Source organism: Roseiarcus fermentans (assembly GCF_003315135.1).
GTDB lineage: Bacteria > Pseudomonadota > Alphaproteobacteria > Rhizobiales > Beijerinckiaceae > Roseiarcus > Roseiarcus fermentans.
In genome coordinates, this window is the sequence record NZ_QNRK01000018.1 from 111,892 (window position 1) to 132,709 (window position 20,818).

Genomic DNA, 20,818 nt, shown 5'->3' on the forward strand with positions numbered 1-20,818 from the left:
GCTGCAGGGCGAAAGTTTTGTCGGCGCCGCGCCGCTCACGAGGCCGCGCGGAAAACGATCGAAGCGTTGGTGCCTCCGAACCCGAACGAATTCGACAGCGCGATCTCGATCGGCCGCTTGCGCGCCGCGTGCGGCGCCAGATCGATCGCGGTCTCGACCGACGGATTGTCGAGATTGAGCGTCGGCGGCGCGATCTGGTCCCGGATCGCCAGAACACAGAAGATCGCCTCGACTGCGCCGGCGGCGCCGAGCAGATGGCCGATCGACGATTTCGTCGACGACATCGTCGTGCGGGCGGCGGAATTGCCCAGCACCCGCTCGACGGCTCGCAATTCGATCTCGTCTCCCATCGGGGTCGAGGTGCCGTGCGCGTTGACGTAGTCGATGTCCGACGCGCTGATCCCGGCGCGCTTGATCGCAGCGGCCATCGATCGGAAGCCGCCGTCCCCGTCGGGCGACGGCGCGGTGATGTGGTAGGCGTCGCCGGACAGGCCATAGCCGATCAACTCGGCGTAGATGCGCGCCCCGCGCGCCTTGGCGTGCTCGTATTCCTCCAGCACCACACAGCCGGCGCCTTCGCCCATGACGAACCCGTCGCGATCGCGGTCGTAGGGGCGGGACGCCTGACGGGGCCGGTCGTTGAACCCGGTCGACAGCGCCTTGCAGGCCGAAAAGCCCGCCAGCGCCAGCCGGTTGACGGCGGATTCGGCGCCGCCCGCCACCATTACGTTGGCGTCTCCGAGCGCGATCAGGCGCCCGGCGTCGCCGATCGCGTGCGCGCCGGTCGAGCACGCCGTCACGACGGCATGGTTGGGTCCCTTGAGCTTGTGGGCGATCGACACCTGGCCGCCGGCGAGATTGATAAGCCGACCCGTGATGAAGAACGGCGAGATGCGGCGTGGACCCTTCTCGTGCAGCGTGACCGAGGCGTCGTAAATGCCGCCCAGGCCGCCGATTCCGGAGCCGATCAGGACACCGGTCTCGATCTCTTCCTCGTAGGTCTTCGGCGCCCAATCGGCGTCCCGGAGCGCCTGGGTCGCGGCGCTCATCGCGTAGACGATGAAGTCGTCGACGCGCCGCTGCTCCTTGGGGTCCATCCATTCGTCGGGGTGGAAGGCGTCGGGCGCATCGCCGCGCGGCACTTGCGCCGCGATCTGGCACGGGATGTCCGACACTTCGATCCGCTCGACCTTGCGGGCGCCCGATTCCCCTGCAATGAGGCGACGCCAAGTCGCCTCGACGCCGCATGCCAGCGGGCTGACCATGCCAAGCCCTGTGACGACGACCCGCCTCATGCGTTCCATCCTATGTCGCGATCGCGCTCAAAGCGCCCACGCGCGACGGGGCGACCCCAAATCGCGAAGGGCCGGACGAGACGCCGGCCCCCAAGCGCTCGAAAGAGCCCGGCGCTGTGCGCGGCGACGCCCCGTATTGCTTACTTGTCAGCCGAAGCCTTCTCGAGAAACTTGACCGCGTCCCCGACGGTCACGATCGTCTCGGCCTGGTCGTCCGGAATCTCGACGCCGAATTCTTCCTCGAACGCCATGACCAGTTCGACCGTATCGAGCGAGTCCGCGCCCAGATCGTCGATGAAGTTGGCGCTTTCGACGACCTTGTCGGCGTCCACGCCGAGATGTTCCACGACGATCTTCTTTACGCGCTCTGCGACATCGCTCATTGTCAACTTCCCTTGTGCGCCGGGCCCTCGCCCGCGTTGTTCATGTTCCCCGATCGACCCCCGCGAGGGGCGCCGACCGTTCGACCCTCCGCCTCGCGCAAGCTTTGTTGCGGGCGGCTCGAGTTTCTCAGCGGTAACGGTGACGCCGACGCTCGAAAACCCTCCCCGGAACGTGCTGGACGCCCGGCGACGACCGGGGTCGATAGCATATCTTTCCCGTGAAGGCGAGAGGGCCGGCGACGCTTTCCGCAACTCCGTCAGCGCCATCCAAACGTTTCAAATCATTGCCATTCCGCCGTTGACGTGAAGCGTTTGCCCGGTGACGTAGGCCGCCTCCGGGCTCGCGAGCCAGGCCGCCGCCGCCCCGATGTCGGCGCCGGAGCCGAGCCGCCCCATCGGAACCGAGGCGAGGATCTGCTCCCGTTGCTTGTCACTGAGCGCGTCGGTCATGGGGCTGGCGATGAACCCAGGCGCGATGCAGTTCACCGTGATCCCGCGCGAGGCCACCTCGGCCGCCAGCGCCTTCGACATCCCGATCATGCCGGCCTTGGCGGCGGCGTAGTTGCCCTGCCCCGGATTGCCTGTGACGCCGACGATCGAGGTGATGTTGATGATCCGGCCGAAGCGGCGCTTCATCATGCCCTTCAGCGCCGCGCGCGAAAGGCGGAACGCGGCGGTGAGGTTGATCGCCAGCACCGTGTCCCACTCGGCGTCCTTCATCCGCATGAAGAGATTGTCGCGCGTGACCCCGGCGTTGTTGACCAGCACGTCGAGCGCGCCGAGCGCGGCTTCCGCCGCGGGGACGAGCCTTTCGACCGCGGCGGGATCGGAGAGATCGCAGGGCGTCACGTGGACGCGGTCCCCGAGTTCGGCGGCGAGCGCCTCGAGCGCCTCGCGCCGCGTCCCCGACAGCGCGACGACCGCCCCTTGCGCATGGAGCGCCCGGGCTATGGCGCCGCCGAGACCGCCCGATGCGCCGGTGACCAGCGCGGACCTGCCGGTGAGATCGAACATGCGGGCGCCTTTCAATCGGGCCTGGAGCGCGTCGCCGCGACGAAGGCGGCGACGTCGGAGGGCTGACCGACGCTGATCGCCGTCGCGCCGTCGGCGATGCGCTTGACGAGACCCGCCAGCACCTTGCCCGTCCCGACCTCGATGAAGCGGGTCACGCCCTGCGCGTGCATCCAGGCGACGCTCTCGCGCCAGCGGACGGTTCCCGTCACCTGCTCCACGAGGCCGGCGCGGATCGCTTCCGGGTCCTCGACCGCCGAGGCCCGCACGTTGGCGACGAGTGGCGGCTTGGGCGCCCGGATGTCGACCGCCTTCAGCGCCGCCTGCATCGCCTCGGCGGCGGGTTTCATCAGCGCGCAGTGGAAGGGGGCGCTGACCGGCAGGAGCACGGCGCGCTTGGCCCCGGCGAGCTTGGCGAGCTCCATCGCGCGCTCGACCGCGGCCTTCGATCCCGACACGACGACCTGGCCGCCGCCGTTGTCGTTCGCCGCCTGGCAGACCGCGCCTTCGAGATAGAGGTCGCTCGCGGCCTGGGTGGAGATCGCCACGGCCGCGCCGAAGTCGAGCCCGAGCAGGGCCGCCATCGCGCCTTCGCCGACGGGAACCGCCTTCTGCATCGCTTCGCCGCGCAGGCGCAGGAGCCGCGCCGTGTCCTCGAGGGTGATCGAGCCGGCGGCGCACAACGCCGAATATTCGCCGAGCGAATGTCCGGCGACGAAGGCGGCGTCGCGCGCGATGTCGAAGCCCGCCTCGGTCTCGAGCGCCCGCAGCGCCGCGAGGCTCGCCGCCATCAGCGCCGGTTGGGCGTTCGCCGTCAGGATCAGATCGGATTCCGGCCCTTCGAACATCAGCCGTGACAGATTTTGGGACAGCGCCGCGTCGACCCGCTCGAACACCGCGCGCGCCTCCGGATAGGCCTGCGCGAGCGCCTTGCCCATGCCGACCGCCTGCGACCCCTGACCCGGAAACACCAAGGCCGTCTTCATGGGAACCCTCGTCATGCCGGGCGCGCAAAGACACAGGTTCCTCTGCGCTGTCAAGGAACGTCATGTCGCAACCCCGCCGCGGCCCGGCCCCGCCCTCTCCCGCTCGCCGCCCGAAGCGTGGCGGGGAAGCGATTTCCACGATGCGAGCGTGATCGCCGCGTGTTCTCCCGCCTCGTCGGCGCGGCGACGTCGGCGCAGAGGCGGTCGCGAAGGCCAGCCTCCAGTCCTGGCGTCCGGCGAAGGGAGCCCGCGGGTCTGATGTGTGAAGCCGCGATCCACTTCGCCTCCCCGAGACCGTCGAAGGCGGCGGCTGTCCCCGCGGTGAACAGGGAACAGCCGGCGGGTTGCCTGAATCGCAGCCGTTATTGCCTGAAAATTAGGCGGATACGAACCCGGCGACGGCTCGCAGCCGAATGCCGGGCGCCCCATGGCGCGATCGAAAATCCGGTGTTATGAGCCTCGCGCCCGCTGCCGGAGGCGCCGATCGGCCCGGCGGCCCGGGGCCAGGGGAGTTTCTCCGCCATGAAGAAGATCGAGGCGATCATCAAGCCGTTCAAGCTCGACGAGGTGAAGGAAGCGCTGCAAGAAGCGGGAATCCAAGGAATCACCGTGATCGAGGCGAAGGGCTTCGGCAGGCAGAAGGGCCACACGGAACTCTACCGCGGCGCTGAGTACGTCGTGGACTTCCTGCCGAAGGTGAAGATCGAGGTCGTCGTCGCCGACGAGAACCTCCAGGCCGCGGTCGAGGCGATCCGGAACGCCGCGCAGACCGGCCGCATCGGCGATGGCAAGATTTTTGTATCGCAGATCGACGAAGCCATCCGAATCCGCACCGGAGAGACAGGCGCGGACGCGATCTAGGGCTCCAAAGGGCGAATTTTCGAGGGCTACCCGCCGCGGACGGTGGCGGGCGGAACAACGACTTCAATCGTAAGGAAAGGGTAATCATGAAGACCGCCAAGGATGTCCTGAAGGCGATCAAGGACAACGACGTCAAGTATGTCGACCTGCGTTTCACCGATCCCCGCGGCAAGTGGCAGCATGTGACCTTCGACCAGACCCTGATCGACGAGGATGCGTTCGCCGACGGCCTGATGTTCGACGGCTCCTCGATCGCCGGCTGGAAGGCGATCAACGAATCCGACATGACCCTGATGCCCGACCCGACGTCGGCGTGCATGGACCCGTTCTTCGCCGCCTCGACCATGGTCCTCAACTGCGACATTCTCGATCCCGCCAGCGGCCAGCCCTACAATCGCGATCCGCGCGGCATCGCCAAGAAGGCCGAGGCCTATCTCAAGTCGACCGGCATCGGCGACACCTGCTTCGTCGGCCCGGAAGCCGAGTTCTTCGTGTTCGACGACGTCCGCTTCTCGTCCGAGCCTTACAACACCGGATTCCAGGTCGATTCGACCGAGCTGCCGACCAACAGCGCCACGGTTTACGAGGGCGGCAACCTCGGCCACCGGGTCCGCACCAAGGGCGGCTACTTCCCGGTCCCGCCGATCGACTCGGCACAGGACATGCGCGGCGAGATGCTGGCCGCGATGGCCCAGATGGGCGCGGTCGTCGAGAAGCACCACCACGAGGTCGCCTCCGCCCAGCACGAGCTCGGCCTCAAGTTCGGGTCGCTGACCACGATGGCCGACCACATGCAGGTCTACAAATACTGCATCCACATGGTCGCCCAGAGCTACGGCAAGACCGCGACCTTCATGCCCAAGCCCGTCTACGGCGACAACGGCTCGGGCATGCATGTCCACCAGTCGATCTGGAAGGCCGGCAAGCCGATCATGGCCGGCAATCTCTATGCCGACCTCAGCCAGGAATGCCTCTACTACATCGGCGGCATCATCAAGCACGCCAAGGCGCTCAACGGTTTCACCAACCCGTCGACCAACAGCTACAAGCGTCTGGTCCCGGGCTTCGAGGCGCCGGTGCTGCTCGCCTATTCGGCCCGTAACCGCTCGGCCTCGTGCCGCATTCCGTGGACGTCCAACCCGAAGGCCAAGCGCGTCGAGGTCCGCTTCCCCGATCCGACCGCCAATCCGTACCTCGCCTTCGCGGCGATGCTGATGGCCGGCCTCGACGGCATCAAGAACAAGATCGACCCGGGTCCGGCGATGGACAAGGACCTCTACGACCTGCCGCCGAAGGAGCTCAAGAAGATCCCGACCGTGTGCGGCTCGCTGCGCGAGGCGCTCTCGAGCCTCGACAAGGACCGCGCCTTCCTCAAGGCCGGCGACGTGTTCAACGACGACTTCATCGACAGCTACATCGAGCTGAAGATGTCCGAGGTCTATCGCTTCGAGATGGCGCCGCACCCGGTCGAGTACGACATGTACTATTCCTGCTGAGGCTCGGTCTCGGAAGGATCGAGGGGGCGGCTTCGGCCGCCCCTTTTGCTTGTGTGGAACCCGGTCCTCCGCCGGCGTTCTTGCGCGACGCTTCGCCGCTTGGAGCCGGCGCCCTGCCAGCGTATCCTGACAGACCGAGTCTTTCCGTCGTCGCTGGGAGGCGCCCTGTCATGATCCCGTCCGCCGTCCGTTCGTTCGTCCCGTCCGCCGCGCTCGGGCTCCTGCTCTGGTCCGGCCTCGCCGGCGCGGCCTTGGCCGCCGCCGACGTCGCCAACGGCGAGGCGATCGCGAAGCGCTGGTGCGCTGCGTGCCACATCGTCGCGCCCGACCAGACCCATGGGGCCGACAGCGTGCCGACCTTCGCCTCGATCGCCAGGCGCCCCGACTTCAGCGCCGACAAGACGGCGAAGTTCCTGATGGACCCCCATCCCAAGATGCCGGACATGCAGCTCGGCCGCGGCGAGGCGGCAGACCTCGGCGCCTATATCGCGAGCCTGGGCAAGTAGGGCGGCGACCGCGGCGGGCGGCTTGCCGGCGCATCGGGCGAACGGCCCAATGCCCGTACGCGAGTCCGCGCGCGGTCAGTAGGGCGTGCCGTCCTTGCGGGAGAAACGCCACTTGCCGTCGACCATGGCCACCGAGAGGTCGTCGTCCGGATAGGCCGCGCTGTCGCCGGGCATGCGGTCGCCGACTTCCAGATAGACGACGTCGGCGTCCGTCTCGTTGATCAGGTGATGGGCGTCGCCGCTCCCCGCCTTGAAACCCGCGCACATGCCGGGGGAAAGCGTCGTGCGGCCGGCGTCGGTGACCAGCGTCGGCCGGCCCTCGAGGATAAAGACAAACTCGTCCTGGATCCGGTGCGCATGGCGCAGGGCCGATTCGCCGCCGGGCGCGAGGCGCGTGAGATTGACGCCGAAATTCGACAGGCCGAACAGGTCGCCGAGCGGACGCTTGTCGCGGTTGCTGACCCGCGCGACGAACGGCGCCGGATAGTTGGACGCCTTTGCGCGCAGCGGCGCCTCGGCTGCGACGAGCGCGACGGGACGGGATGAGGTTTCAGCGGACATGGGCGAGCCTCCGGGGCCGACTCTAGAGCGCGTCGGCGCGGACCGGAAGGGCGGTCTTCGCGACGGCCTTGCGCGACCCACGAGGCGGAATCAGACCTTTTCGACGCTTGCAATGACGGCCGGCGTCCCTGCCGAGGCGGGACGCGCGGCGCCGGCTTTGCGAAGCGCCGAGGTCGGTCCGCACCGCGAGGCGATGCGCGCCCGTGTCGCGGAGATCGCCGGCTTCGACGCCGGGCGGGTGTCGGTAGAGGCGACCGCTGCCGAACGGCTCGGCTTCACCGGGGGAATCGGCCGCCTCGCGACCCCGATCCTCCGCGACCCCGGTTTTCCGACCGGACCTCAACGCTTTCAATAACGTCCTGGGCGCCGCGGCGGGTTTTCAGACCACCGGCGCAATGCATTCAAGCGCTTGGGCGGGAATCGAGGGATTCAGCGACCGCTGAGCCGGGCCTCGGGGGGCGCTGTCATTGCCGAGCCGAAGGCAAGTCGATCCATGCGGCGGGGCGCGGCGTCGGCGTGGATGACTTCGTCGCTCGCAATGTCGAGGTCGGCCGCTACGACCAGAAAGGGCAGCTCAAGCCGTTCCTTGGCGCCGCCTGTATCCGCTCGGCGGCGCGACCTGTGGACCTTGGACGACGCCTCGCTTCGCCCACATGTCCACAGGAGAACAGAACCAGAAGAAGCGGACATTTGATGAGCTACCAAAACCGGACAACTGAATTCGCTATCGACAGCAGGCGCTGGACGACAGCGGGCGCAGCCAAGGCGCGGGCCTCGCGCCGGACGGACTCCGCTCGGCGGCCGTACACCCGGCCTTAAGCGAATCCTGTGGATATTTTTTCAGGGTGCTCTATATGCCACAGGAGGCGTGACGAGACCCTGATACGGGCGGCGGCGCGGTACGGGCGATTTTCCGGGACGAGCGAGTCTGGCCCAGCCGACGCTCGACACCCCGAAGAGATGGGCCGTCGCCGAACCGGCGGACGGTCCTTGGGCGCTTAGGCTTTCCGGCGAATTTCATCAAGAGGAGCCGATTGTGTCACCCAGCGAGATGTTGTATATTCTTTGGCGACGGGCTTGGATCGTCGCGCTGACATTTCTCTCCGCCGCGGTCGTCGCGGCCGGCGTGGTGCTGTTCGTGCCGTCCCGGTACGACGCGGAGGCGACGGCGAGCATCGATCCCGGAAGCATCAATCCGGTGACCGACATGGCCGCGTCGCCCATGTCGACCACGCTGATCCAGGGCAACCTGATTCAGCTGGTGGGAAGTCAGCGTGTCGCGCTGGACGTCGTCAAGCGGCTGAACCTGACCTCGAGCCCGTATATTCAGGCCGAGTATCGGGCGTCGTCGTCGTTCGGCCGCGAGAGCATCGACGACTGGATGGCGGGGACGATCATCAAGAACGTCGTCGCGCAGTTTGAACCCGGAACGAACGTCCTGTCGATCAAGTACAAGACGTCCGATCCGAACCAGGCCGCCCTGTTCGCCAACACGTTCCTGGCGGCGACGATCGACGAGACGATCGCCATGAAGGCGGCGGCCGGCGACCAGACGGCGCGCTGGTTCGCGCCGCAGCTGCAGGACTTGCGCAGAGACCTGCAGGAGGCGCGCAACGCGCTCGAACAGTTCCAGTCGCGGACCAACGTCGTGGCGCCCAGCGCCAACAATCTGGGCTCCGATACGGAGTCGGCCGCTCTCGGCGCCGTGACGACCGACCTCGCGAACGCGCGCGCGACGTTGACGTCGCTCCAGAGTCGCCTGGCTTCGGGCGCGACGGAGCTGGCGGCCGATCCGTCGGACCCCGACCTGCAGTTGATCAACGGGCTCAAGGACAAGATCGCGAGCGCGCAGGCCGAGATCGAGTCGGTCAAGAACTCGCTCGGCGCGAACAATCCGAAAATGGTTTCTGCCTCGGCGAATCTCGCGACGCTGCGCAAGCAGTTCGCGGACGCCACCGAGAAGTCACGGGAGCACCTGAAGCAGAGGATCGCGTCCGTGCAGAGCCAGATCGCTGCGCTCGAGATGGCCCAGGCCCAGGACCAGAAGACGCTGATCGCTGCGCAGGGACAGCGCGATCGTCTGGGCGACCTGCAACGCGACGTCGTCTTCAAGCTCGACGAACTGAACGCCCGCGAGCGGGTGGCGTCCCAGGCGAGACTGCAGAGCAAGCTCACCTTTGGCGACATCTCCCCGCTGGACAAGGCCGTTGCGCCCATCAGCCCGGCGTTCCCGAAGCCGATCATCGTCATCCCGGCCGCGCTCGGCGGCGGTCTGACCCTGGGCATGATCCTCGCGCTGATCGCCGAAGCGACCGACCGGCGGATCCGGTTCCCCGCGGACTTCGCCAGCGCCACGTCTGCGCCGCTGCTCGGGGTCATCCAGGCGACGAGGCGCGGCAGGCGCCTTGGCGACGAGCGGCGGCGGCGGCTGCTGGCTGCGAGCTGAAGCCCGTCGCGGGCTCGCGCCCGGACCGGCGCGGCGGAGACGCGCGGCGGCGTCGCCTGTCCGCACGGGCGGCGGCGCCGTCACGCGGATGAGACCATCCGACGCGGCGCACCCGTCTTCCCGACGCTCGATTGACAGTGGAAAGCGGCGTCCCGCCCCGATAGGATCGCTCGAGCGCCGGTGAGCCGAAGCGGCGCTCGAGACCGGGCCTTGTCGGGGGGAGACGCTGAATGTGCGGCATATGTGGGTGCGGTCAGGCCGAGGTCGCCCCCGCAGACGGCAGGACCGCCGCCGGGATTCAAAGTCACGAACACGACGCCGTCCACGATCACGGCGACGGCGCGGGACCGCACGCGCATCCCCACCCCCATCACGATCACGATCCCGGGCGCCGTCCCGGCGGCGACGCGCCCGACCACGGCCACGCGGCGCACGCCCCGGGCGTGAGCGCGGAACGCCTGATTCGGATCGAGCAGGACATTCTGTCGAAGAACGACGCCTTCGCGCGCCAGAACCGGAGCGTCTTTTCCGCCCGGCGGCTGTTCGCGCTGAACGTCGTCTCGAGTCCCGGTTCGGGCAAGACGACCCTCCTGGTCAAGACCATCGCGGCGCTGAAGGCGCGCACGCCGGTCGCGGTGATCGAGGGGGACCAGCAGACCTCGAACGACGCCGAACGGATCCGGGCGACCGGCGCGCCGGCGATCCAGATCAACACCGGCCGCGGCTGTCACCTCGACGCGCACATGGTCGGGCATGCGCTCGAGACGCTGCGCCCGGAGGCGGGCGCGGTGCTGTTCATCGAGAACGTCGGCAACCTGGTGTGCCCCGCCGCCTTCGACCTGGGCGAAGCCCGGCGCGTCGTCGTGCTGTCCGTCACCGAAGGCGAGGACAAGCCGCTCAAATACCCGGACATGTTCGTGAGCGCCGACCTGATGCTGCTCAACAAGGCCGACCTTCTGCCGCATCTCGACTTCGACGTCGGCCTCTGTCTCGCCAATGCGCTGCGAATCAATCCGAACCTTCAGACCCTGACGGTTTCGGCGCGAACCGGCGAAGGAATCGCGGCGTTCGTCGCCTGGATCGAGGCCAGCGCCGCCCGCCACGTCGCGGCCCTGGCCAGGGCCTGAGGAGCGTGGGCGCGACCGCCGCCGCGCTCCGCCCGCCGGGACTGCGGCTGCGGCTGCGCGTGCGCGGGTCGGTGCAGGGCGTCGGCTTCCGGCCGTTCGCCTATGGCCTCGCGGCGCGGCTGTCGCTCGCGGGCTTCGTCCGCAACGACGGCGAGGGCGTGCTGATCGAGATCGAGGGGCCGCGGACGGAAGCCTTCCTGGCCGCGCTCGAAACCGGGCCGCCGCCGCTCGCCCGCATCGATTCGATCGAGGTCACGGCGATTGCGGCGACGGGCGGCGACGGATTCTCGATCGACGCCACGCAGGGCGGCCGGTCGCGCACCCGCATCGGCGCGGACGCGGGCGTCTGCGAGGCCTGCCTCGACGAGCTGTTCGATTCCGCCAGCCGCTTTTTCGGCTACCCGCTGATCGCCTGCACCCATTGCGGGCCGCGCTACACCCTGACGAGGTCGCTGCCCTACGACCGGGCGCAGACGTCGATGGCGCCGTTCCCGATGTGCGAGGCTTGCGCGCGCGACTACGCCGATCCCGGCGACCGGCGGTTTCACGCCGAGCCGATCGCCTGTCCGCGCTGCGGGCCGAAGCTCAGTGTCCCCATAGCCGAGGTCGCGCAAGCGCTGCGGAACGGAAAGATCGTGGCCCTGAAGGGCCTCGGCGGGTTTCACCTTCTGTGCGACGCGCGCGACGAGCCGGCCGTCGCGGCGCTGCGGCGCCGCAAGGCGCGCGACGCCAAGCCGTTCGCGGTCATGGTGGCGAACGCGGCGAGCGCCGCCCGGCTGGCCGACATCGGGCCGGCGGAGCGGGCGCTGCTCACCCATCGCGCGCGGCCGATCGTGCTGGCGCGGAGCCGCGGCGCGCTCGCCCCGAGCGTCGCCCCCAACCTCCGCGACATCGGCGTCATGCTCGCCTACACCCCGCTGCACTGGCTCGTCCTGCACGCGCTCGCCGGCGCCCCCGACTTCCGGCGCTGGCGCGACGCCCCCTCGGAGCTGGCGCTGGTCGCGACCAGCGCCAATCTCGGCGGCGAGCCGCTCGTCGCCTCCGACGAGGACGCCGACAGCCGCCTGCGCGGCGTCGCCGACCTGATCGTGACCCACGAGCGGGCGATCGTGGTCAGGGCCGACGATTCCGTCCTGCGCGTCGTCGACGGCGCCCCCGCCTTCCTGCGCCGGGCGCGCGGCTTCGTGCCCGACCCGATCGATCTCGGCGCGGACGGCCCGTGCGTGATTGCGGCCGGCGCCGATCTCAAGAACACGGTCACCATCACCCGCGGCCGCGAGGCGTTCGTGTCGCAGCACATCGGCGACCTCGACGATCGCGAGACGATCCGCTTCCGGCAGGAGACGGTCCGGCGGCTGATCGATCTGCTGCAGGTCGAGCCGGAGCTGGCGGCCTGCGACCTTCACCCCGATTTCGTCTCGACCCGGGCCGCCGAGGCCTCGGGCCTGCCGCTGATCCCGGTGCAGCACCACGTCGCCCATGTGGCAGCGACCGCGGCCGAGCGGCGTTGGCGCGGGCCGATCCTCGGCGTCGCCCTCGACGGCTACGGCTACGGCGCCGACGGCGCGCCCTGGGGCGGCGAACTCCTCGCCCTCGACGGCGCGCGATGGGAACGCCTGGGATCGCTTGCGCCGCTGGCGCTGCCGGGCGGCGATCGGGCGGCGCGCGAACCGTGGCGCATGGGCGTTGCGATGCTCGAGCGCCTCGGCCGGCTCGACGACGCCAAGACCCTGTTCACCGCCGCGCCGGAAGCGGCGCGGCTCGCCGAAGCGTTGCGGCGGGGGCCGCGCGCGCGCCGCACGACCAGCCTCGGGCGGCTGTTCGACGCGGCCGCAGCCCTGGCGGGCGTCCGCCTCGTGCAGCATTACGAGGGCCAGGCGGCGATGGAGTTCGAGGCGCTGGTCGAGCGCCCGCGGGTCGTCCCCGGCGGATGGGCGGTCGCCGATCATCGGCTCGATTTCGCGCCGCTGATGGCGGCGATGTTGGACGGCGGCCTCGGCGGTCGCGAAGCGGCCGAGGCGTTTCACGGCACGCTGGTCGCCGGGCTCGCCGACTGGATCGGCGCGGCGGCGCGGGCGCGCGGCCTGACGCGGATCGCGCTCGGCGGCGGCTGCCTGATGAACCGCGTGCTGGCCGAAGGTCTGGTCGAGGCGCTGCGGGCGGCCGGTGTCGAGCCGGCGTTGCCGCGCCAGGTTCCCGCCAACGACGGCGGCGTGTCGTTCGGGCAGGCCGCATTCGCTCTCGCCCGCGCCGGCGCGGCGCCCGCGCCATCTGGAGAGACGTGACGATGTGCCTCGCAATCCCTGTCGAAGTGCGCGAAATTCTGCCAGGCGACATGGCCAGGGTCAGCCTCGACGGCGTCGTCAAGGTCGTCTCGATCGCGCTCGTCGAGGACGTGAAGGTCGGCGATTACGTCGTGCTGCATGTCGGCTACGCGCTCGCCAGGATCGATCCCGAGGAAGCCCGAAAGACGCTCGCGCTCCTGCAAGCGGTCGCAGCCGACGCGTGAAGGAAGGCCGCCGATGAAATACGTCGACGAATATCGCGACGGCGCGCTCGCCCGCTCGATCGCCGCCGCGATCGCGCGCGAGGTGAGGCCCGACCGGGTCTATCGCCTGATGGAGTTCTGCGGCGGGCACACGCACGCCATCTCGCGCTACGGGCTCGAGGACCTGCTGCCGGCGAACGTGCGCCTGATTCACGGCCCCGGCTGCCCGGTCTGCGTGCTGCCGATGGCGCGGCTCGACATGGCGATCGCCTGCGCCGGTCTGCCCGCCGTCACGCTGTGCGCCTATGGCGACCTGATGCGTGTGCCGGGCTCGAACGGCTCGAGCCTGCTCAAGGCGAAGGCGGCGGGCGCCGACATCCGCATGGTCTATTCGACCCTCGACGCGCTCCGCATCGCCGAGGCGGAGCCCGCCCGCGAGGTCGTGTTCTTCGCCGTCGGCTTCGAGACCACGACGCCGGCGACCGCGCTCGCCGTTCGCGCGGCGGAACGACAGGCGCTCGGGAACTTTTCCGTCCTGTGCAATCACGTCATGACGCCGCCGGCGATGCGCGCCATCCTCGACGGCGGGGGCGAGGGCGACGAGACGCCGGTCCTGATCGAGGGCTTCATCGGCCCGGCTCACGTCAGCACGGTGATCGGCGTCGAGCCCTATCGGCCGTTTGCGCGCGACGACGGCAAGCCGGTCGTCATCGCCGGCTTCGAGCCGCTCGACGTCGCGCAGGCGATCCTGATGCTGGTCAGACAGATCAACGACGGCCGCGCCGAGGTGGAGAATCAATACATCCGCGCCGTGACCCCCTCGGGCAACGCGCGGGCGCAGGCGGAGATCGCCGCGGTGTTCGAGACGCGCGAGGCGTTCGAATGGCGCGGCCTCGGCTCTCTCCCGGCGAGCGCGCTCCGCCTGCGCCCCGCCTTCGCTCGTTACGACGCCGAGCGGCGGTTCGGCCTCGCGGAGACGCCGGCGGCGGACAATCCCGCCTGCGAATGCGGGGCGATCCTTCGCGGCGCCAAGACCCCGCGCGAATGCAGGCTGTTCGGCACGGTCTGCACTCCCGACACGCCGATGGGCTCGTGCATGGTCTCCCCCGAGGGCGCCTGCGCCGCGCGTTGGACCTACGGGCGCTTTCGCGACAACGCCGCGGCCGCCCGGCGAAAGGAGATCGCGTGAGCCTGGCGAAGCCGATCCGGCGCAAGCTCGACCTCGCCAACGGCCGCGTCGACCTGTCGCACGGCGCGGGCGGTCGCGCGATGGGGCGCCTGATCGAGGACGTCTTCCTCGCCGCCTTCGACAACGCCTGGCTCGCCGCCGGCAACGACCAGTCCGCCTTCGAGGTGGCGGCGTGCCGGATGGTGATGACCACGGACGCCTATGTCGTCTCGCCGATCTTCTTCCCCGGCGGCGACATCGGGACGCTGGCGGTCAACGGCACGATCAACGACATCGCCATGGCGGGGGCGCGCCCGCTCTATCTGTCGGCGAGCTTCGTGCTCGAAGAAGGACTGCCGCTCGCCGACCTCGTCCGGGTGGCCCGCAGCATGGGCGAGGCCTCGCGCGCGGCGGGCGTACCGATCATCACCGGCGACACCAAGGTCGTCGAGCGCGGCAAGGCGGACAAGATCTTCATCTCGACCGCCGGCGTCGGCGTCACGCCGCCCGGACTGGCGCTGTCGAGCGACGCCGTCCAGCCGGGCGACGCGGTCGTGGTCTCGGGAACGATCGGCGATCACGGCGTCGCGGTCATGTCGAAGCGCGAAAACCTGGAGTTCGAGACGGCGATCCTGTCGGACTGCGCGCCGTTGCACGGCCTCGTCGCGGACATGGTGGCGGCGGCCGGACCGGGCCTGCGGGTCATGCGCGACCCGACCCGGGGCGGGCTCGCTGCGACCCTGAACGAACTCGCCAATCAGTCGGGCGTCGGCTTCACCCTCGAGGAGGACGCGATTCCGGTGCGCGCCGAGGTGGCCGCGGCCTGCGAGTTCCTCGGCCTCGATCCTCTGAACGTGGCCAACGAGGGCAAGCTCGTGGCGATCGTCGCGCCGGACCGCCTCGAACCGCTGCTCGCCGCCATGCGCGCCCATCCGCTCGGCGCGCGCGCCGCGATGATCGGCCGGGCGGTCGAGGACCCCGATCGCTTCGTCGAAATGCGCACCGTGTTCGGCGGGGGGCGAATCGTCGACTGGCTGGCCGGCGAGCAGCTCCCCCGCATTTGCTGAGTCCCGGCCGCCCGGGATCAGTTCTTGGGCGCGTCCTTTTGCGGCTCGGTCCCCGGCGTCGCGATGGCCGGCGCCGCTTCGCCGGCGGCGGGAGCGGCGTCGGCGGCGGGCGCAGGGGCCGCGGGCGTGGCGGCGGACATGATCCGGTTGTAGTCGCCCTCGAACTTGGTCGACGCGACCGCCGCCCTGGAGGTGTCCTCGGCCGTCTTCTTCAGGAGCTCCTGGGCCAGCTCGCGCTTGCCGAGCGCCTGCGCCTCGTCGCCGGTCAAAGGCTTGTTATCGACCGAAGCGACCTTGAAGAAGCTCGCGTTGCTTCTCGAGCGGACGAAGAAGACATCGTCAGGCTTCCTTGCGTCGAGCGTCTTGAGCATCTGTTCCGGCATGGTCGCGCTGTCGAGCGCGGCGGGGCCGCGGCTGTACTTGATGCCGAGCTGGTTCAACTTCGCCTCGACCTGGTCGATGGTCTTGTAATCCTTGGTCGCGGCGGCGAGCCCCTCCATGTCCTTGATCGGCGCAAAGGAGACCTGCTCGATCTCGAAGATCCTGCGCCTGTCGAACTGGTCGGGATGCCCCTGGATGTAGCCGTCGACTTCGCTCTTCGAGATGGCGGTGGCCTTCTGCCCGACTTCGCGCTGGGCGAAAGCCCCGGCGAGAATGTTCTCGCGCGCCCGCATCAGGTCGAGATGGATGGTCGGCTCGCGGTCGATCTTGGCGGCGATCGCCTGCTGCACCAGATATTTTCGTTCCAGGATGCGGGTCAGAATCGCCTTGACGACGTCGTCTGTCCGCTTGTCCGCCGGGACGTTGGCGAGACGCAGTTCGTTGTCGACTTCCTGCTGTGTGACGTCGTCCGGGCCGACATGCGCCACGACCTGCCCGACCACGGCCGTGTCCGCCTTTTTTCCGCATCCGGCGAGGGCGAGCGCGCCCGTCACCGCCAAAATCGTCGCCGCGATCCGCCATCGCGCGTCGCTCCGTCTCAGAACATGCAGCAAAGCTAGTCTCCCAGGTTGGCCTGCCGCGCGTCGGAAGGCAGCGGCGGGCGCGATCTCGAAAGCTTGGCGAACCCGCCGTCTGCTCCCCGCGTACTGCTTGTCCGGCGCGTCCCTTCAGGGGTTTGCGCGCTCGGGCGTACGCTATAGGACCGTTCGCGCGAATTTGCTAACCGCGCTCCTTAAAACAGATGTGAATTGAGTTTTCAACGTCAAGAGACCGCCACGCCGCCTGAACGCCGGCCGAAGCTTTATGAGATCGTTACGAGGCGCCGGTTCAATCGCGATCGAAACCTTACAGTTCGCCCCGTACAAGGCCTGATCGAAGGAGGCGGTCATGCTCGACGTCACGTTTGTCGCCATTGGATTGGCGCTGATCGGCTCGATGGGAATTTACGCCGTGGGATTGCGCCGGCTGTAGCGCGAACGGGCGCGCCCCGGGAAGCGCGAGTTCACTCCGATCTACCCATGATCTCATGAGTTTTTGCGAACGAGGCGGCGTCCGCTTGCTGGCGGAGCGCTTCAGGAGGCGGACACAATGATCGAACCGATGATTGGGCTGGCCGCGGCGGTGCTGCTCGGCCTCTATCTTCTCTATGCCCTGATCCGACCCGAAAAATTCTGATTCCGAGGATGTCACGATGACTTTGACCGGCTGGTCGCAAATCGCACTGGTTCTCGCCCTCGTCGTGGCGTGCGCCGTGCCGTTCAGCGCATTCATCGCCCGGGTTTTCGCGGGCGAAAGGACATTCCTTTCGCCGGTCGTGGGACCCGTCGAGCGCGGCTTCTATCGCCTGGCCGGAGTGGATCCGGGGAGGGAGCAGGACTGGCTCGGCTACACCCTCGCGATGGTCGTCTTCTCCATCGCAGGCTTCCTGTCTCTTTACGCCCTGCAGCGGCTGCAGGGCGTCCTGCCGCTGAACCCGAGGGGGTTCGACGCGGTCGCGCCGGACCTCGCGTTCAACACCTCGACCAGCTTCATCACCAATACGAACTGGCAGAATTACAGCGGCGAGACGACGATGAGCCATCTCACCCAGATGCTCGGCCTCACCGTTCACAACTTCGTGTCCGCCGCCACCGGCCTGGCGATGGCGTTTGCGCTGGCGCGCGGTTTCGTGCGGTCGTCCGCGCAGACGGTCGGCAATTTCTGGGCCGACCTCACCCGGATCACCCTCTACCTCCTCCTGCCGCTCGCCTTCGTGCTCGCCTTCGCGCTCGTCGCCCTCGGCGTCCCCCAGACGCTTCTCGGCGCAGTCGACGCGACCACGCTCGAGGGGGCGAAGCAGACGATCTCGATCGGCCCGGTCGCCAGTCAGGAGATCATCAAGGAGCTCGGCACCAACGGCGGCGGCTTCTTCAACGCCAATTCGGCGCACCCGTTCGAGAACCCCAACGCCTGGACGAATCTCCTGCAGATCTTTGCGATTCTCCTCATCCCGACCGCCTCGGTGTTGGCGTTCGGCCGCGTCGTCGGCCAAGTGCGGCAGGGCTCGGCGATCCTCGCGACGATGGCGGTGTTCGTCCTGATCGGCATTCTTGTCGTCTACTGGTCGGAGGCCGCAGGCAATCCGATCCTCGCCGCGCTCGGCGTCGATCCCTCGCTCGGCAATTTCGAGGGCAAGGAGGTGCGCTTCGGACAGGCGATGTCCGCGTTGTTCACGACCGCTACCAGCGGCACGAGCACCGGCGCGGTCAACTCCATGTTCGATTCCTATACGCCGCTCGGCGGCCTCGTGCCGATGTTCAACCTGCTCGCCGGCTGCATCTGGCCGGGCGGCGTCGGGGCTGGGCTCTACGGCTTCCTCGTTGTGGCGATCATCGCCGTGTTCATCGCAGGGCTGATGGTCGGCCGCACCCCGGAATATCTCGGCAAGAAGATCGAGGCGCGCGAGATGAAGCTTTCGATGCTGGCGGTGCTCATCTATCCGCTCATCGTGCTCGGCTTCGTGGGCGCGTCGGTTCTCCTCCAGACGGCGCTCGACAGTCTCGGCAACAGCGGACCGCACGGCCTGTCCGAAATCATCTATCTCTTCGCCTCGAGCAACGCCAACAACGGCTCGGCTTTCGCCGGGATCAACGGCAACACGCTCTGGTTCAACACGACGGGCGGCCTCGCCATGTTGCTCGGCCGGTTCGCCTATGTGGTGCCGGTGCTGGCGCTCGCGGGCTCGCTCGCGGCGAAGAAGAAGATCCCGGCCTCGGCCGGCACCTTCCCGACCGACGGGCCGCTGTTCGTCGGTCTGCTCGTCGGCGTGATCGTCATTCTCTACCTCCTGCAATATTTCCCGGCCCTGGCGCTCGGACCGGTCGTCGAGCACGCCCTGATGCTCGCCGGCAAGACCTACTGATCGGAAAGGCGCGGATTCCCATGTCATCCCACAAATCAAAACCGCAAAGCCTGTTCGACACGCGGATCATCGGCGTCGCGGCGGTCGACGCCCTGCGCAAGCTCGATCCGCGGGCGCTCGCCCGGAATCCGGTGATCTTCGTCACCGAGGTCGTGTCGGCCCTGGTGACGGTCCTGTTCGTGCGCGATCTCGTCGTTCACAACGGGCAGGCCGCATTTTCCGGTCAGATCGCCGCCTGGCTGTGGTTTACGGTGCTGTTCGCCAATTTCGCCGAGGCGGTCGCCGAGGGGCGGGGCAAGGCGCAGGCGGACGCGCTGCGCCGGACGCGCACCGACACGCCGGCCCGACGCTACGCGAACCCGGAAAACCTGCGCGGGCCGCTCGAGACGGTGAACGCGCTCGACCTCAAGCTCGACGACGTCGTGTTCGTCGAGGCCGGCGAGATCATCCCCGGCGACGGCGAGATTCTCGAGGGCGTGGCGTCGGTCAACGAATCGGCGATCACCGGCGAATCGGCGCCCGTGATCCGCGAGGCCGGCGGCGACCGTTCGGCGGTCACCGGCGGCACCACGGTTCTCTCCGACTGGCTCAAGCTGCGGATCACCGCGGCGCCCGGATCGACCTTCATCGACCGGATGATCGCGCTGGTCGAGGGCGCCGAGCGCCAGAAGACCCCGAACGAGATGGCGCTGTCGATTCTCCTCTCCGGCCTGACGCTGATCTTCCTGATCGTCTGCGTCACCCTGTGGCCGATCGCCAGATATTCGGGCACGGAACTGTCGGCGACCGTGCTGATCGCCCTGCTGGTCTGCCTGATCCCGACCACCATCGGCGGGCTGCTCAGCGCCATCGGCATCGCCGGCATGGACCGGCTGATCCGCTTCAACGTGATCGCCACCTCCGGGCGCGCGGTCGAGGCGGCCGGCGACGTCGACACGCTGCTGCTCGACAAGACCGGCACGATCACCTTCGGCAATCGCATGGCGACCGAATTCCTGCCGGTCGCCGGCGTCCGGGTCGACGATCTCGCGGCCGCCGCGCTGGCGTCGAGCCTCGCCGACGAAACGCCCGAGGGCCGGTCGATCGTGGCGCTGGCGAAGGGCGACTTCGGGCTGCCTGATCCGGACCTCGATCCGGCGGAGACCAAGGTCGTGCGCTTCGCCGCGCAGACCCGCATTTCCGGCGTCGACGTCGGGACCCGCTCGGTCCGCAAGGGCGCGATCGACTCGATCCTGCGCTATCTGAAAACGTCGATGGACAGGACGCCGCACGAGTTCCGCCAGGCGGTCGAGCGGGTCGCGATGTCGGGCGGCACGCCGCTCGCCGTCGCCGACAACGGCCGCCTTCTCGGCGTCATCCATCTCAAGGACATCGTGAAGCCCGGCATCAAGGAGCGCTTCGCCGCCCTGCGCGCCATGGGCATCCGCACGGTCATGGTGACGGGCGACAATCCCGTCACCGCCGCGGCGATCGCCTCCGAGGCCGGCGTCGACGACTTCCTCGCCGAGGCGACGCCGGAGGACAAGCTCGGTTACATCCGCAAGCAGCAGTTCGGCGGCCGGCTGATCGCCATGTGCGGCGACGGAACCAACGACGCCCCGGCGCTCGCGCAAGCCGACGTCGGCGTCGCGATGCAGACCGGCACGCAGGCCGCGCGCGAAGCCGGCAACATGGTCGATCTCGACTCCAACCCGACCAAGCTGATCGAGATCGTCGAGATCGGCAAGCAGCTGCTGATGACCCGCGGCTCCCTCACCACCTTCTCGATCGCCAACGACGTCGCCAAATATTTCGCCATTCTGCCGGCGCTGTTCCTCGCGACCTATCCCGAGCTCGCCGGGCTCAACGTCATGCGCCTCGCCTCGCCCCAGTCGGCGATCCTGTCCGCGGTCATCTTCAACGCCCTCATCATCATCGCGCTGATCCCGCTGGCCCTGAACGGCGTCGCCTACCGTCCGGTCGGGGCCGCAGCGCTCCTGCGCCGCAACCTGCTGATCTACGGCTTGGGCGGACTCGTCCTGCCGTTCGTCGGCATCAAGGCGATCGACCTGCTCGTCGCCGCACTGCATCTGGCCTGAAA

19 protein-coding genes are annotated in these 20,818 nt (G+C 68.7%); 13 read left to right on the forward strand and 6 right to left on the reverse strand.

Features of this window, described 5'->3' with window-relative positions; genetic code table 11:
• Positions 1–35: 35 nt before the first annotated feature.
• From fabF to fabD, 4 genes are all read right to left on the reverse strand, one after another.
• The gene (gene fabF / locus DFR50_RS16805) at positions 36–1,295 is read right to left on the reverse strand and encodes a beta-ketoacyl-ACP synthase II (RefSeq protein ID WP_113890466.1); all 1,260 of its coding nucleotides are present in this window, start codon (positions 1,293–1,295) and stop codon (positions 36–38) included.
• 140 nt (positions 1,296–1,435) lie between these two features.
• Complete coding sequence (locus tag DFR50_RS16810; RefSeq protein ID WP_113890430.1) at positions 1,436–1,678, reverse strand: acyl carrier protein; 243 nt, start codon at positions 1,676–1,678, stop codon at positions 1,436–1,438.
• 276 nt (positions 1,679–1,954) lie between these two features.
• Complete coding sequence (gene fabG / locus DFR50_RS16815; protein WP_113890431.1) at positions 1,955–2,692, reverse strand: 3-oxoacyl-[acyl-carrier-protein] reductase; 738 nt, start codon at positions 2,690–2,692, stop codon at positions 1,955–1,957.
• Between the two features lie 11 nt (positions 2,693–2,703).
• Positions 2,704–3,675, reverse strand: coding sequence for an ACP S-malonyltransferase (gene fabD, locus DFR50_RS16820; protein ID WP_113890432.1), 972 nt, complete (start codon positions 3,673–3,675; stop codon positions 2,704–2,706).
• 522 nt (positions 3,676–4,197) lie between these two features.
• Between fabD and DFR50_RS16825 the strand changes: the two genes are divergently transcribed.
• The 3 genes from DFR50_RS16825 to DFR50_RS16835 all read left to right on the forward strand — a co-directional run bounded on the left by DFR50_RS16825 (position 4,198) and on the right by DFR50_RS16835 (position 6,538).
• Entirely contained in the window at positions 4,198–4,536 is a 339-nt protein-coding gene (locus tag DFR50_RS16825; RefSeq protein ID WP_113890433.1) for a P-II family nitrogen regulator, read from the forward strand.
• 86 nt (positions 4,537–4,622) lie between these two features.
• The gene (gene glnA, locus DFR50_RS16830) at positions 4,623–6,032 is read left to right on the forward strand and encodes a type I glutamate--ammonia ligase (protein WP_113890434.1); all 1,410 of its coding nucleotides are present in this window, start codon (positions 4,623–4,625) and stop codon (positions 6,030–6,032) included.
• A gap of 170 nt (positions 6,033–6,202) precedes the next feature.
• Entirely contained in the window at positions 6,203–6,538 is a 336-nt protein-coding gene (locus DFR50_RS16835) for a c-type cytochrome (RefSeq protein WP_170153251.1), read from the forward strand.
• Between the two features lie 75 nt (positions 6,539–6,613).
• Here the strand turns inward: DFR50_RS16835 and DFR50_RS16840 are convergent, their stop codons facing one another.
• The gene (locus DFR50_RS16840; protein ID WP_113890435.1) at positions 6,614–7,099 is read right to left on the reverse strand and encodes a cupin domain-containing protein; all 486 of its coding nucleotides are present in this window, start codon (positions 7,097–7,099) and stop codon (positions 6,614–6,616) included.
• A gap of 112 nt (positions 7,100–7,211) precedes the next feature.
• Here DFR50_RS16840 and DFR50_RS16845 point away from each other — a divergent pair, with 112 nt between their 5' ends.
• The 7 genes from DFR50_RS16845 (at position 7,212) to hypE (ending at position 15,395) form a co-directional block, all read left to right on the forward strand.
• Positions 7,212–7,454 (forward strand): 2-C-methyl-D-erythritol 2,4-cyclodiphosphate synthase, encoded by a 243-nt coding sequence (locus DFR50_RS16845; RefSeq protein WP_210208938.1) that lies wholly within the window; start codon positions 7,212–7,214, stop codon positions 7,452–7,454.
• Between the two features lie 681 nt (positions 7,455–8,135).
• Entirely contained in the window at positions 8,136–9,545 is a 1,410-nt protein-coding gene (locus DFR50_RS16850; RefSeq protein WP_147262791.1) for a GumC family protein, read from the forward strand.
• 230 nt (positions 9,546–9,775) lie between these two features.
• Entirely contained in the window at positions 9,776–10,672 is an 897-nt protein-coding gene (gene hypB / locus DFR50_RS16855; protein WP_113890437.1) for a hydrogenase nickel incorporation protein HypB, read from the forward strand.
• A gap of 5 nt (positions 10,673–10,677) precedes the next feature.
• The gene (hypF, locus tag DFR50_RS16860; RefSeq protein WP_210208939.1) at positions 10,678–12,957 is read left to right on the forward strand and encodes a carbamoyltransferase HypF; all 2,280 of its coding nucleotides are present in this window, start codon (positions 10,678–10,680) and stop codon (positions 12,955–12,957) included.
• Positions 12,958–12,959: 2 nt separating this feature from the next.
• Positions 12,960–13,181: a HypC/HybG/HupF family hydrogenase formation chaperone gene (locus DFR50_RS16865; protein ID WP_113890438.1), complete on the forward strand. Its 222-nt coding sequence runs from the start codon at positions 12,960–12,962 to the stop codon at positions 13,179–13,181.
• 13 nt (positions 13,182–13,194) lie between these two features.
• Positions 13,195–14,349: a hydrogenase formation protein HypD gene (gene hypD, locus DFR50_RS16870; RefSeq protein ID WP_113890439.1), complete on the forward strand. Its 1,155-nt coding sequence runs from the start codon at positions 13,195–13,197 to the stop codon at positions 14,347–14,349.
• Entirely contained in the window at positions 14,346–15,395 is a 1,050-nt protein-coding gene (hypE, locus tag DFR50_RS16875) for a hydrogenase expression/formation protein HypE (RefSeq protein ID WP_210208940.1), read from the forward strand. The genes hypD and hypE overlap by 4 nt, the downstream gene beginning before the upstream one ends.
• A gap of 17 nt (positions 15,396–15,412) precedes the next feature.
• Here hypE and DFR50_RS16880 read toward each other — a convergent pair whose 3' ends face one another.
• Complete coding sequence (locus DFR50_RS16880; protein WP_113890440.1) at positions 15,413–16,390, reverse strand: EpsD family peptidyl-prolyl cis-trans isomerase; 978 nt, start codon at positions 16,388–16,390, stop codon at positions 15,413–15,415.
• A 547-nt stretch (positions 16,391–16,937) separates the two neighbouring features.
• Between DFR50_RS16880 and kdpF the strand changes: the two genes are divergently transcribed.
• From kdpF to kdpB, 3 genes are read left to right on the forward strand one after another with little or no spacing between them, the layout of a single operon-like run.
• Positions 16,938–17,012, forward strand: a complete 75-nt coding sequence (kdpF, locus tag DFR50_RS16885; protein WP_245427865.1) for a K(+)-transporting ATPase subunit F — start codon at positions 16,938–16,940, stop codon at positions 17,010–17,012.
• A 16-nt stretch (positions 17,013–17,028) separates the two neighbouring features.
• On the forward strand, positions 17,029–18,738 hold the full coding sequence (gene kdpA / locus DFR50_RS16890; RefSeq protein WP_113890442.1) for a potassium-transporting ATPase subunit KdpA: 1,710 nt from the start codon (positions 17,029–17,031) through the stop codon (positions 18,736–18,738).
• Between the two features lie 20 nt (positions 18,739–18,758).
• Complete coding sequence (gene kdpB, locus DFR50_RS16895; RefSeq protein ID WP_113890443.1) at positions 18,759–20,816, forward strand: potassium-transporting ATPase subunit KdpB; 2,058 nt, start codon at positions 18,759–18,761, stop codon at positions 20,814–20,816.
• Positions 20,817–20,818 lie beyond the last annotated feature (2 nt).